The organism is Stenotrophomonas sp. YJH_SMC_91 (assembly GCF_059368495.1).
The window spans coordinates 84,077-98,038 of the sequence record NZ_JCAFRT010000015.1 but is presented as its reverse complement, the minus strand read 5'-3'; the positions used below and the strand labels follow the sequence as shown (position 1 = coordinate 98,038).

9 protein-coding genes are annotated in these 13,962 nt (G+C 66.7%); 2 read left to right on the top strand and 7 right to left on the bottom strand.

The annotated features are described in order from the left end of the window. Positions 1–584 precede the first annotated feature (584 nt). Entirely contained in the window at positions 585–2,876 is a 2,292-nt protein-coding gene (locus tag AC5P5X_RS16940) for an NADP-dependent malic enzyme (RefSeq protein ID WP_005410971.1), read from the bottom strand. Positions 2,877–3,106: 230 nt separating this feature from the next. Continuing rightward, a complete protein-coding gene (locus AC5P5X_RS16935; RefSeq protein ID WP_005410972.1) occupies positions 3,107–4,450 on the bottom strand; it encodes a dicarboxylate/amino acid:cation symporter in 1,344 nt (447 codons plus the stop codon). A gap of 332 nt (positions 4,451–4,782) precedes the next feature. Here AC5P5X_RS16935 and AC5P5X_RS16930 point away from each other — a divergent pair, with 332 nt between their 5' ends. Both AC5P5X_RS16930 and AC5P5X_RS16925 read left to right on the top strand, forming a co-directional pair. Further along, the gene (locus tag AC5P5X_RS16930; RefSeq protein WP_005414426.1) at positions 4,783–5,952 is read left to right on the top strand and encodes an OprO/OprP family phosphate-selective porin; all 1,170 of its coding nucleotides are present in this window, start codon (positions 4,783–4,785) and stop codon (positions 5,950–5,952) included. A gap of 66 nt (positions 5,953–6,018) precedes the next feature. After that, complete coding sequence (locus AC5P5X_RS16925; protein WP_111189676.1) at positions 6,019–8,661, top strand: hybrid sensor histidine kinase/response regulator; 2,643 nt, start codon at positions 6,019–6,021, stop codon at positions 8,659–8,661. Positions 8,662–9,298: 637 nt separating this feature from the next. Here the strand turns inward: AC5P5X_RS16925 and AC5P5X_RS16920 are convergent. The 5 genes from AC5P5X_RS16920 to AC5P5X_RS16900 all read right to left on the bottom strand — a co-directional run bounded on the left by AC5P5X_RS16920 (position 9,299) and on the right by AC5P5X_RS16900 (position 13,808). After that, the gene (locus tag AC5P5X_RS16920; RefSeq protein ID WP_005414428.1) at positions 9,299–9,949 is read right to left on the bottom strand and encodes a response regulator; all 651 of its coding nucleotides are present in this window, start codon (positions 9,947–9,949) and stop codon (positions 9,299–9,301) included. Next, on the bottom strand, positions 9,918–10,508 hold the full coding sequence (locus AC5P5X_RS16915) for a hypothetical protein (RefSeq protein ID WP_164225509.1): 591 nt from the start codon (positions 10,506–10,508) through the stop codon (positions 9,918–9,920). The genes AC5P5X_RS16920 and AC5P5X_RS16915 overlap by 32 nt, the downstream gene beginning before the upstream one ends. Before the next feature lie 174 nt (positions 10,509–10,682). Beyond that, entirely contained in the window at positions 10,683–11,738 is a 1,056-nt protein-coding gene (locus tag AC5P5X_RS16910; protein WP_111189677.1) for an ABC transporter substrate-binding protein, read from the bottom strand. Then, positions 11,735–13,126: a sensor histidine kinase gene (locus tag AC5P5X_RS16905; protein WP_012481217.1), complete on the bottom strand. Its 1,392-nt coding sequence runs from the start codon at positions 13,124–13,126 to the stop codon at positions 11,735–11,737. The genes AC5P5X_RS16910 and AC5P5X_RS16905 overlap by 4 nt, the downstream gene beginning before the upstream one ends. Next, positions 13,119–13,808, bottom strand: a complete 690-nt coding sequence (locus AC5P5X_RS16900; protein WP_019662067.1) for a response regulator transcription factor — start codon at positions 13,806–13,808, stop codon at positions 13,119–13,121. Before AC5P5X_RS16900 ends, AC5P5X_RS16905 begins: the two co-directional genes overlap by 8 nt. Between the last annotated feature and the right edge of the window lie 154 nt (positions 13,809–13,962).

Here is a 13,962-nt window from a genome sequence, read left to right as displayed (position 1 = left end):
TGCTCGACTATGGACGGTCAAACGGGCATTTTTATGGTGGTTCATCCGGGCTCTTTGGGGTCTGGAGAGGTGTGGTAACCACCATTTTCCAAAGATGTCCCGGATGAACAACGTACAGAGAGATCACAGTTAGTCGACTGCCTTTCGTACAGCCCCCTAAAACCCCGCGCTTCGCGCGATAGTCGACCAACGGTCGACTCTACCTCGCTGCGTCTACGCCTCAGCGCGACTGCACGAAGCCGGCGTACAGCGCGAACAGCTGCTGGAAGTACCGCCGCGTCACTCGATTGCGCATGACACCCTCGCCCATGGAAAGTTGGTCGGGCCCAGGGTGGGAAGGCCGGTCCCGTCCCTTCCCACGGCCGGGCCGCGTGGACGTATTGGGCCGCAACGGCGTTGCAGGGACATGACCGGGTTGCGTAGCGCGTGTGGCACAGACCGGGGTAGAGCCGGCCGCTGGCCGGCTGACGTCGTGCGCCCGGACATCACTGCCGGCCAGCGGCCGGCACTACCCGTTTCCGCTTTGCGGAAACAGAAACGCGCCCCGTGGGGCGCGTTTCTGCAGCTGTCGCTGAAAAGAAGGCTTACGCCTTCTTTTCAGCTTCCAGCTGCTTGCGGATCTGCGCATCGACCGCCGCGATCGCGGTCATGTTCAGGATCCGGCGCGAAGTGGCGCTGGTGGTCAGGATGTGCACCGGCTTGTTCACGCCCATCAGGATCGGGCCGATCGCCACGCCGTCGGTGAACACACGCACCAGGTTGTAGGCGATGTTGGCCGCTTCCAGGTTCGGCAGCACGAACAGGTTGGCGCGGCCCTGCAGGGTCGAGCCCGGCAGCAGCTTCTGGCGCAGCGCTTCATCCCACGCGGTGTCGCCCTGCATTTCACCGTCCACGTTCAGACGCGGGTTGCGCTTGAGCAGCAGCTCGCGCACCTGGCGCATCTTCAGCGCGTCCTTGGAATCGTGGCTGCCGAAGTTGGAGTGCGACAGCAGCGCCACCTTCGGCTCGATGCCGAACAGCTTCATGCGGTAGGCCGCCTGCAGGGTCGCTTCGCACAGCTGCTCGGCGGTCGGGTCTTCCTGCACGTGGGTATCGACGAAGAAGAACACGCCCTGCTGGTTGATCACGCCGGTCATCGCAGAGGTCGAGGTGACCTTCGGCTCCAGCGGCAGCACGCTGCGCACGTAGCCCAGCTTCTTGTGGAAGCGGCCGACGATGCCGGTCAGCATCGCATCGGCTTCGCCACGGGCCACCATCACCGCCGCGATCAGGGTCGGGCGCGAACGCATCAGGTTCTTCGCCGCGGCCACGGTCACGCCACGACGGCCGGTCAGGCCGTGGTAGTACTGCCAGTATTCGTTGAAGCGCGGGTCGTCGTTGATGTTGGTGACTTCAACGTTCTCGCCGATCTTCAGGCGCAGGCCGAGGCGCTCGATGCGCGACTCGATCACTTCCGGGCGGCCGATCAGGATCGGGTGCGCCAGGCCGTCGTCGACCACGTTCTGCACCGCCTGCAGCACCACTTCCTCTTCGCCCTCGGCGTACACCACGCGCTGCTTGTCGCTGCGCGCGCGGTCGTAGACCGGCTTCATCATCAGGCTGGTGCGGTAGACGAACTGGGCCAGCTTGTCACGGTAGGCGCCCATGTCCTCGATCGGGCGCGAGGCCACGCCCGAGTCCATCGCGGCCTGGGCCACGGCGGCCGACAGCTCCACCAGCAGGCGGCGGTCGAACGGACGCGGGATCAGGTATTCACGGCCGAAGCTCGGCGTCTCGCCACCGTAGGCCGAGCCCATGTCGGTGGCGGCACGACGGGCCAGCGCGGCGATGGCACGCACGCAGGCAATCTTCATTTCCTCGTTGATCGCGGTGGCGCCCACGTCCAGCGCACCGCGGAACAGGTACGGGAAGCACAGCACGTTGTTGACCTGGTTCGGGTAGTCCGAACGGCCGGTGCCGATGATCGCGTCCGGACGCGCGGCGCGCGCCACCTCCGGCATGATTTCCGGGGTCGGGTTGGCCAGCGCGAAGATCACCGGGTCCGGCGCCATGGTCTTGACCATGTCGGCAGTCAGGATGCCCGGTGCCGACAGGCCCAGGAAGATGTCCGCGCCGTCGACGATCTCGGCCAGGGTGCGCTTGTCGGTGTCGCGCGCATAGCGCTGCTTTTCCGGATCCAGGTCGGTACGACCGGTGTGGATCACGCCCTCGCGGTCGAAGGCCAGGATGTTTTCCGGCTTCAGGCCCAGCTGCACCAGCATGTTCACGCAGGAAATGCCGGCTGCGCCCATGCCCGTGGTCGCCAGCTTCACGTCCTCGATCTTCTTGCCGGTGATCGCCATGGCGTTGAGGACGGCCGCACCGACGATGATCGCCGTGCCGTGCTGGTCGTCATGGAACACCGGAATCTTCATGCGCTCGCGCAGCTTGCGCTCGACCACGAAGCACTCCGGCGCCTTGATGTCTTCCAGGTTGATGCCGCCGAAGGTCGGCTCCAGCGAGGCGATGATGTCGACCAGCTTGTCCGGGTCGGTTTCATCCACTTCGATGTCGAACACATCGATGCCGGCGAACTTCTGGAACAGCACGCCCTTGCCTTCCATCACCGGCTTGCCGGCCAGCGCGCCGATGTTGCCCAGGCCCAGCACCGCGGTGCCGTTGGAGATCACCGCCACCAGGTTGCCGCGGGCGGTCAGCTCGCTGGCCTGCTGCGGGTCGGCCTTGATCGCTTCACAGGCGTACGCCACGCCCGGCGAATACGCCAGCGACAGGTCGCGCTGGGTCAGCATGGGCTTGGTAGCGGAAACCTTGATCTTTCCCGGCGGGGACATCCGGTGGTAATCGAGGGCGGCCTGTTTGAAATCTTCGTTGGACATCGATGTGGGTTACATGAATGGGCAGAAGGGACAGGGGATGATACCCCCGTTGGAGCGTCTGGACCTGTCGCTATGCTGTCGCAGGCATGCTGCGACTGCACAATTCCGTGCCGTATGCGACGGTACCGGGATGCCAGCATCGGCGCCCCCGATGACAGCCATGGGACGCCCTGAAACGCCGCGGGGCCGTACCACTGTCGTGATCGGCCCCGCGGTACCACACACCTGGGTCAGCCCTTGGCCGGCAGCGCCTCGGGCAGTGCGTCCACCGGCGGCGGCAGCTCGCTTTCGCGGCCATCCAGCGCCAGCTGCAGGCGGTTGCGGTCCAGCGCGCCTTCCCAGCGCGAAACCACCACGGTGGCCACCGCATTGCCGATGAAGTTGGTCAGCGAGCGGCATTCGCTCATGAAACGGTCCACGCCCAGGATCAGCGCCATGCCGGCCACCGGTACCTCCGGCACCACCGCAAGGGTGGCGGCCAGGGTGATGAAGCCGGCACCGGTGACGCCGGCCGCACCCTTGGAGCTGAGCATGGCAACCAGCAGCAGGGCGATCTGGTGGCCCAGGGTCAGTTCGGTGTTGGTGGCCTGGGCAATGAACAGTGCCGCCAGGGTCATGTAGATGTTGGTGCCGTCCAGGTTGAACGAGTAGCCGGTCGGGACCACCAGGCCCACCACCGACTTGCTGCAACCGGCGCGTTCCATCTTCTCCATCAGCGACGGCAGCGCCGACTCCGACGAGGAAGTGCCCAGCACCAGCAGCAGCTCGGCCTTCAGGTAGCGCGCCAGCTTGAACACCGAGAAGCCGCACAGTCGGCAGACCACACCGAGGATCACCGCCACGAACAGGAACGCGGTGAGGTAGAACGAGCCCACCAGCCACGCCAGGTTGACCAGCGAACCGACGCCGTACTTGCCGATGGTGAAGGCGATGGCGCCGAAGGCACCGATCGGGGCGGCCTTCATCAGGATGTGCACCAGCTTGAACACCGGGGCGACCAGCGCCTCCAGGAAGTTCAGGATCGGCTTGCCCTTCTCGCCCACCGAGGCCAGCGCGATGCCGAACAGCACCGCGATGAACAGCACCTGCAGGATGTTGCCGTCGACGAAGGCGCTCACCAGCGTCTTCGGAATGATGTCCATCAGGAAACCGACCAGGGTCAGGTCGTGCGACTTCTCGACGTAGCTGTGCACCGCGGTCTGGTCCAGCTCGGCCGGGTTGATGTTCATGCCGGCGCCGGGCTGTACCACGTGCGCCACGATCATGCCCACGATCAGTGCCAGCGTGGAGAAGAACAGGAAGTACGCCATCGCCTTGGCGAACACCCGGCCCACCGTGCGCAGGTGGGTCATGCTGGCGATGCCGGTGACGATGGTGAGGAAGATCACCGGCGCGATGATCATCTTCACCAGGTTGATGAAGGCATCGCCGAGCGGCTTCATCTTCTCGCCGATCAGCGGCTCGTAGTGGCCGAGGATGGCGCCCAGGACGATCGCCACGATCACCTGGAAATACAGCTGGCGATAGATCGGCAACGGCTTTGCAGGCGCCGGGGCTGCGGTCGGGATGTGCATGGCGGACTCCGGAAGGGGCGTTTTCAGGCACGTACGGCCCCGGGACAGCACGGGAACCGTTACCGTGGAAACTGATCGCAGGCCCTGTGCTGCATGCGCAGGAGGTGCGACCAATGGACGCCTTTGTACGCGCCGGGCACGCCGGCGCAGATAACCTATTGGTACTAGCCCCCCGGTTCAGGTGGCGGCGATGCCTACACTGGCGCCGCACCGCCCGATCCTGGCGAGGCCGGTGGCCCGTGCTGAACGGCCGGGCGCGTCATTGCGAAAGTTTCGGCCCCTGCGGCCGTTGTTGTCCTGTCCACACGCAATCTGAGAGAGCCGCACCCAACATGCGCCCGATTCCCACCTTGCTGGCCCTGTCGCTGGCCGCGCTTCCCGCCTTCGCTTCGGCTGCCGATTTCGACAACTGGCCGACCAAGTACGCCTTCGGCGACGGCACCGAGTTGGCCGCTACCGCCAACATCGCCTACGACTACAACGATTTCTCCTCGGGCAGCGGCCTGGAGGACGACGACGCCGTGCGCCGCAAGGAGTTCGGTGCGACGCTGAAGAAGAAGGGCGTCTACGACGCGATGGTCTACTACGACTTCCAGTCCGATACCTGGCTGGACGTGTTCGTGCGCTTCGAGAGCAAGGCCTTCTTCGGCCGCGACATCGGCCGCTTCCGCTTCGGCTATATGAAGACCCCGGTCGGCCTGGATGCGAACACCTCTTCGCGCGCCGGCAGCTTCCTGGAAACCGCGCTGCCCGTGCAGGCCTTCTACGAAGGCCGCCGCACCGGCGTGGAATGGGTGCTGGAGCGTCCGCAGTACCTGCTGCAGGCCGGCGCCTATGGCGGCAAGGACCTGCAGGGTGACAACCCCGGCACCACCCAGGCAGTACGTGCGGTGTGGACCCCGGTGAAGGCGCCGGGTGACGTGATCCACCTGGGGCTGGCCTACTCGCAGGAAAATCCGCGCGGTTACAGCGATGGCCGTGACGTGCACCACGAGGCCAGCGCGCGCCTTCGCGCACGCCCGGAAGCCGGCCTGACCGACATCCGCTACGTCGATTCCGGCGCCCTGGTCACCGCCGACCAGATCCGCCGCACCGGCCTGGAAGGCATCTGGATCCGCGGCCCGTTCTCGCTGCAGGCCGAAGCCCTGCGCGCTACGGTCACCCGCCATGACGGCAAGCCCGACTACACCGGCAGCGGCCAGTACGCGATGGCCAGCTGGGTGCTGACCGGCGAGTCGCGCCCGTACAACGCAGGTGCCGTGGCCAACATCAAGCCGGCGCACGACTACGGCGCGGTGGAACTGGTGGCCCGTTACAGCCGCATGGACCTGGACGATGGCAGCATCCTTGGTGGCCGCCAGCACGACCTGACCCTGGGCGCGAACTGGTACCTGACCAGCCACTTCAAGTTCCAGGCCAACTACGTGAAGGTCGACGCCAGCCGTCGTGGTGTGCACAGCACGCCGGAGATCTTCGAGCTGCGCGCGCAGATGCACTTCTGACCCCTTCCACGTCAGATCCCGGCGGGCGTGCACGTCACGCCCGCCGGCCCTGCGTAGACTGCCGCCATGTACTGGCTCAGCCGCCACCGGATGCTGTTGCTGACCATCCTGGTGATGGTCGGAGGCACCGTGCTTTGTGCGGTCGCCGCCGGCCACTACGCCTGGCGGCGCGCCCTCGGCGAGGAAAGCAGCCAGGTGCAACGCCAGCTGCAGCTGTACGGCCAGGGCCTGCAGCAGCGCATCGACCGCTTCGGCACGTTGCCGCAGGTACTGGCGCTGGATCCGGATCTGCTGCACGCCCTGCGTGTGCCGCCCTCGCCCACCGAACAGCAGCGGCTGAACCTCAAGCTGCAACGCGCCAATGAAGTCACCCGTGCCTCGACCCTGACCCTGGTCGGCCACGACGGGGTGGCAGTGGCGGCCAGCAACTGGGACCAGCCGACCAGCAACGTCGGCGAGAACTACAGCTACCGCCCCTACTACCGGCAGGCACTGGCGCAGGGCCGCGGCCGCTTCTACGGCATCGGCATGACCACCGGCGTACCCGGCTACTACCTGTCGCAGGCCATCGAGGAAGACGGCAAGCGGCTCGGCGTGGTGGTGATCAAGGTCGAGCTGTCGGCGCTGGAACAGGAATGGTTGAGCAGCCCGGACGTGGTGCTGGCCAGCGACGACCATGACGTGGTGTTCCTGGCCAACCGTGACAGCTGGCGCTACCGCCTGCTGCGCCCGCTGGGCGCCGATGAGCGCCGCGAAATGCTGGACGCCCGCCAATACGCCGACCGCGCGTTGCAGCCATTGCGCGCGCGTACTGAAGACGTGCTTGCCGATGGTGGCCGCATGGTGCGCCTGCTCGATCCCGCACTGCCGCAGCTGATGCTGTGGCAAAGCCTGCCGCTGCCCGCCGAAGGCTGGAACCTGCATCTGCTGCACGACGCCAGCGCCGCCACCGCCGCCGGTCGCGCAGCCGCCCTCACCGGAGGTGCCGCGTGGCTGGCGCTGGGCTTCCTGGTGCTGTTCGTGCAGCAGCGCCGACGCCTGGCCAAGCATCGCCTGCGCAGCCGCCGCGAACTGGAAACCCTGCTCAAGCAGCACGCACGGGAACTGCGCACCGCACAGGATGGCCTGCTGCAGGCGGCCACCGACGCCGACAGCGGACTCAGCCGCAGCCTCGAACACCTGCCGCAGGGCGTGGTGGTGATCGACCGCGAACTGCGCCTGGTCGCGTGGAACTCGCGCTACCTGGAACTGTTCCGTTTCCCACAGGACCTGGTTCGCGTCGGCCGGCCGATCGAGGAACTGTTCCGCTTCAACGCACGCCGTGGCCTGCTCGGCCCGGGCCCGGTCGATGAAGCAATCGAGCGTCGCCTGAACCACCTGCGCAGCGGCCGCCCGCACATGCGCGAGAGCGAGAAGGACGACGGCACGGTGCTGGAGATCCGTGGCAATCCGCTGCCTGACGGCGGCTTCGTCACCAGCTATGCCGACATCACCAGCTACAAGAACGCCGCGCGCGAACTGCGCTCCCTGGCCGATGCGCTGGAGCACCGCATCGCCGAACGCACCCATGATCTGGAAGAAGCACGCCGCGAAGCCGAGCAGGCCAACCGCTACAAGACCCGTTTCGTCGCCTCGGCCGTGCACGACCTGCTGCAGCCCCTCAACGCGGCGCGCATGTTCGTCTCGGTGCTGCGCGGCAAGCTGAGTGACCCGGCGCAGCAACAGACCAGCGACCACATCGATGCTGCATTGGCCGCGCAGGATGCGATCCTCAACAGCCTGCTGGATATCGCGCGCCTGGAATCGGGCAGCCTGCCCACGCGCGTACAGGCGTTCCGGCTCGGGCCTTTGCTGCAGACGCTGGCACGCGAGTTCGGCATCGCCGCGCAGTCACGTGGGCTGGTGGTCGACTGGGTCGATACCGCTGCGGTGGTGGTCAGCGATGAAGCGCTGCTGCGCCGCATCCTGCAGAACTTCCTGTCCAACGCATTGCGCTACAGCGAACGTGGCCGCGTGCTGCTCGGCTGCCGTCGCCGCGAAGGCCTGCTGTGGATCGAAGTTCACGACCAGGGCCCCGGCATTCCCGATGCACTGCAGGGCGAGATCTTCGAGGAGTTCCGCCGCCTGCACGACGGCCAGCAGCGCGGCGCCGGCCTTGGCCTGGCAATCGTCGACCGCATCGGTCGGCTGCTCGGCCACCCGATCCGCCTGCGCTCGCAGCTGGGCCAGGGCAGCGTGTTCGCGGTGGGCGTGCCGTTCGGCGAAGCCAGCGCGATTCCCGCTATTGCTCCTGTGCCGGTGCTGGTGCAGGAACCGGCCGCGGACAATCCGCTGCGCGGTCGCCGGGTGTGGGTGATCGACGACGATCCGCACGTCTGCGCCGCCAGCCGCGCGCTGCTGGAGCGCTGGGGCTGCGAGGTGGCGCTGGCCGACGGCCCGCAGGCGGCGCTGCAGCTGGCGGCAACAGGCGCGGTGCCGGAGCTGGTGCTGCTGGATGTGCGCATGGGCGATCACCACGGGCCGGTGCTGTACGAGACGCTGGCCGAGTTGTGGCAGGCCCGCCCGCCGGTGGTGCTGGTCACCGCCGAGCGCGATGCGGGATTGCGTGAGATGGCCGCCGAGCGCGGCTGGGGAATGATGGCCAAGCCGGTGAAGCCGCCGGCGCTGCGGGCGTTGATGAGCCAGTTGTTGATCCGGCATCGCGGGTAGTTTCCAGCCAACGGCGCAGCCCCTCGTGGGTGGTCGCACAAAGCAGTTCATCGGTGGGGCCGGGCAGATGGGCTGCACAGGGGCCGCTGCAAGTACGTCCCTGTAAGCTCGGTCGCCGCATCCATGCGGCTCACGCCCCTGTGCAGCCCATCTGCCCGGCCACGGACACGTTCCGTGCGCGTCCACCCTAGGAGAAGAAAAAAGATCAAAAGCGGGTCGCGCGCTGCGCTTGCTCGTGTAGAGCCGAGCCCATGCTCGGCCTCACGGACGGGCCGGAAAGCAGCCGAGCGTGGGCTCGGCTCTACGAAAAATGGCCTGCCAGGCTGCCTTTGCTTTTGATCTTCTTTTCTCTTCCGTGGGTGACAGGCCACCGAAATCTGTCAGAGGTCGGTCGGGTTGGGTGCGCGGGGGTGTCAGCCGCATGGGCCCGAGGCATGCCTCGGGCGGGTTGGGCAGGACGCCCAACCCGGGTCTTGCCGTGTGCGCAGGACAGCGCACACGAGCAAGCGGCTGCCAAGCCTCCAGGGACGGATTCACGGCGTCCCCCGCGCACCCAACCCGACTGGCCCGCTCGCAGCTTCTGCTTTCAGCGACCAACCCAAACCCACCCACGAGGGGCTGCGCCGTTGGCTGGAAACTACAACCCGATGCCGGCGTCGCCCTCAGGCTCCAGCGCCTTCACCAGTACCGCTGCCTGTGTGCGGCTGTGGCATTCGAGCTTCTTCAGGATCGCAGTGACATGTACCTTCACCGTGTTCTCGGCCAACCCCAGCGTATAGGCGATCTGCTTGTTGAGCAGGCCATCGGCCAGGCACAGCAGCACGCGGAACTGCTGCGGGGTCAGCTGCGCCAGGCGGCTGGCCAGGAGTGCGTCGGCCTCGGAGCGTTCGGCGGCCATCGCCGGGAACCACAGGCCACCATCGAGCACCGCCTGCACCGCCTCGCCGATGGTCTCGGCCGGAGCAGACTTTGGAATGAAACCAGCCGCGCCGAACTGCTGGGCACGACGGATCACCCGCGGATGGTCGTTGGACGAGAGGATCACCACCGGGATGTCCGGATGCGAGCCGCGCACGTGCAGCAGCGCGGAGAAACCGTGTGCACCGGGCATGGTCAGGTCGAGCAGCACCAGGTCCACGTCCGGGTGCGCGTCGAGTGCTTCGGCCAATGCCTCGGCGCTGGCGACCTCGCGCACCTGCGCCAGCGGCAGACTCTGCCGCAGTGACTGCACCACCGCCGAACGCAGCAGCGGGTGGTCATCGGCGATCAGGATGGTGTATTCGCTCATGAGGCAAGTTTGGCATGTCACCAAAGGGAATACCTTCTTCATTTGCTTCGCCGGCCAGTCGATGCCCCAGAAAGGGCTGCCGCGACTGCTGTGTAGACTCTCTGTAATTAAGAAAATGCGGCACCAACCAGATCGTCAGATACAGGACACCGATCAGTAGGGCTGTTCCAACTTTGCCATACGTACTGCGCATCACCTCGTACAGATCCTCACGCAGGGTTGAAGGAACGCTACCAATGCGCTGAAGATCCAACAATCGCTGCGCCGACCGGACGTCAATCCGCATCCGAGGGTAGTCACCTCTCTCCAGAACCTCTTTTCGATTTACCACAGCCGATCCCCGCTGGACCTCGGAGTACTTCAGGTCCGCTGCCCTGCAGGCAAATCCCGCCAGCGCAGCATTACGTGGAGCCAGGCATTCATCGATCAGGTCCAGCAACTCCGCATATTGAATCGCGTCATAGTCCTGACTAGCCGCTTTGGCTCGATAGTCACTTCGCTCCAATTGATACGAGCTCAGATGATTGATTAGCAAAAGGTACAGGCCGACGATAACCACCGAGGAGCCTATAACTAGAAGGACTCGCCTTACCGCCGTTGTACGGGCCCAGTGAATGCTACGCATGACCCTTGAGCCAATCATTTCCAGGTCTTCGAAGTTGTCCTTCAGCCTTCCCAATGCTCATTCCTCACACGACTGGAAACAGGATATCGGCGGGAATGGCTCCTAGGTTTAGCGCCCTGCCGGCTCCACGCTGCTGCGCCAGGCATCCAGGAACTGGCGGCGCTTGAGCGCGTCCAGGTACACCAGCAGGCCCGGGCCGAGCTGGATCGGGCGGCGGCTGCGGCCGGGCGCATCGTCGCCACGTGCGTTGCCGGTCACGATCGGCATCAGGCGTGCCTCGCGCGACAGCACCTGCTGGCCACGCGGTGACAACAGGTAGTCGAGGAAGCGCCGGGCTTCTTCCGGGTGTGGGCCGGTACGTGGAATCACCGCGGTACGCAGCACCACCAGCGTGTAGTCCTCGGGCTCCACGATCGCCAGCGGCGCACCCGCGTCGATGCGCGCCTGCGCGTAGGAGCCGAGCACGTTGTAGACCAGCGACAGCTGTCCGCTGGCGACCTTGTCCAGCAGCACGCCGGTGCGCTCATCGCGCACCACGTCGTTGTCGCCCAGCGCGCCCAGCAACGCGCCGGCGATGCTGCCACGCTGCGCGTCCTGCGTAGACAACAGGTAGCCGACACTGCTGCGCTCGATGTCATAGGTACCGACCCTGCCGCGCAGCGGTGCTCCCTCCGCGCGCAACCGGTCCAGCAGTTGCCGACGCGTGTGCGGCACCTTCGCAGCCGGCAGTGCGCGGGTGTTGTAGACCATCACCACCGGCTCGTAGCTGATGCCGAAGGCCTCGTTGCGCCACTGCGCCCAGGCCGGCAGCGCAGCGGTCTGCGCCGAACGATGCGGCAGCGCGTGGCCGTCGTTGACCAGCTTGGTCTGCAGGTCCATGCCGCTGGAGATCAGCAGGTCCGGCGATGCCGGTCCGCCGCGGTCGTGCAGGTACCGCGCGTACAGGTCCTGGGTGATGATGTCCTCGTACACCACCTCAGTGCCGGGGTGCAGCCGCTGGTAGTCGGCAATCACTACCGCGAACACTTCGATGTCGGTGGTGCCGTGGATGCGCAGCTGCGCAGTGGCCTTTGCCTGGGCCGGGAAGCGGCGCACGTCGCCCGGTGCCGCAAGCACCGGCAGGGCCAGCAGCAAGGCAACGGCAGCAGCGAACAGGCGGATCATGGAGTGCTCCGGGGCAGGCGGATGGTGGCGACCAGCCCGCCCTGTGGGCGATTGCTGAGGTCGATGCGACCGCCATGGCTGTCGACCACGCGCTTGACGATGGCCAGGCCAAGCCCGGCGCCGCCGGACGGCGCGCCTTCGCCACGGGCGAAGCGCTCGAACACGCGTTCGGCATCGGCGGCGGCAATGCCGGCACCGTGGTCGGCGATGGTCAGCACGGCCTGCCCGCCTTCCACGGTCAGGGCGATCTGCAACGGGCCGTCGCCGCCGTATTTCAATGCGTTGTCGACCAGGTTCTTGATCGCTTCGCGCAGCAGCAGTGCATCGCCGTGCACCTGCACCGGTTCGGCGGTCATCGCCAGTTGCACGCGCGGCGCCGGGCCGGCCTGCGGCAGCGCTTCATGCAGGGCTTGGTGCACGGTCTCGGCCAGGTCCACCGCCGCAAAGCGCTGCAGGTGCGAGCGATGGATCACGCTGGCATCGCTGAGCAGCTGGTTCAGCAACCGGCTCATGTGGGTGGCATTGCGTTCGATCGCCTGCAGGCTGCGCCGCATGTCCTCGGGGTCGTCGTCATCCAGCGCCAGCTGTGCCTGCGCGCGCAGGGCAGCCAACGGCGTACGCATCTGGTGCGCGGCCTCGGCCATGAACGCGCGCAAGGTCTCGTTGCTGCTGGATAGTCGTTCCATGAAGCGGTTCAACGCCGCCACCATCTGGTCCATCTCGCGCGGCACGCGCGCATCCAGCGGCTTCAGATCGGACGGCTCGCGGCGCGACAGCTCGCGTTCCACCCGCACCAATGGCCGGAACGCGCGATGCACGCCAAAGGCCACCAGCGCCAGCAGCAGCCCGGACAGCACACCGATCGCCAGCAATGCACGGTTGACCATGTCCTGCGCGACCGCTTCGCGCGCACGCCGGGTCTGGCCGACCTGCACCTGTACTTCCCCCTGCGCCGAGGCGGCGGCGAAACTGCGGCCGACCACCACGAAGCGCACGGTCTCGCCGCTGTACGCCGCATCAAACAGCTGCGGTTGCGTGCCGGGCCGTCGCGGCGGCGCCGGCAGGTCGCCGTAGCCGGTGATCAGGTTGCCGCGGCTGTCGGCGACCCGATAGAACACGCGGTCTTCCGGGGCCATCGCCAGCAGGTCCAGCGCGGCATAGGGCAGATCGACCTGCCACTGGCCATCGACCAGGGCCACCGAATCGGCGATGGACAGTGCCGAGGACACCAGCAGATGGTCGTAGGAACGGTTGGCGGCGCGCTGGCCATAGCCGCGCGCGGCAAACAGCAGGGCCACCGCGAACACCGCCAGCAACGCGCCGAGGTAGACCAGCAGCGTGCGCCGCAGCGAGCCCGGTGCGGCATTCGCGGTACGCGCGTCAGCCATCGGCGTCGGCGCTGCCGTCACTGGCTTCCAGCAGGTAGCCAACGCCGCGCACCGTGGTGATGCGCAGCGGTGCGCCTGCCAGCTTCTTTCTCAGGCGACCGACATACAGCTCGATGGCATTCGGGCCGGCTTCGTCGTCGAAGCCGAACAGGCCGTTGCCGATTTCGTCCTTGCCGACTACCTGGCCGAGGCGGCCGACCAGGATCTCCAGCAGCCGGTACTCGCGGTTGGGCAGTTCGATCGGTTCACCGTCGAGACTGACCCGGTGCGCCGCGTTGTCGAACTGGAAGCCGCCGATCTGCACCACTTCGCTGGCCTGGCCTCGTGCACGACGCAGCAGCACGCGGCAGCGCGCTTCGAATTCGCGGAAATCGAACGGCTTGCCCAGGTAGTCGTCGGCGCCGACATCCAGCGCCTGCACGCGGTCTTCGATGCCATCGCGTGCGGTCAGCATCAGCACCGGCGTGCTGTCGCCACGCTCGCGCATGCCGGCCAGCACGCGCAGGCCATCGAGCTTGGGCAGGCCGATGTCCAGCACCACCAGGTCGAAGCTCTGGTAGCGCAGCACGCTGGCGGCGGCCAGGCCATCGGCCTGCCAGTCCACGGCGTGCCCACTGCGGCGCATGCGGCGGATGATCGCATCGGCCAGATCCGGGTTGTCTTCGACCAGCAGCAGGCGCATGGGCACGAGGGTGGGAGGGGAAACGAATGCTACCGCATGCCGCTGCCGCGCTCGCCGGGCCCTGCCAGGAAGCAGCAGCGAGCCGCTTTACGCTGCACCGCACAATCCGTTGACAGGACGATGACAGCTTGCCCGACCCAGACTGCGGCCGCGC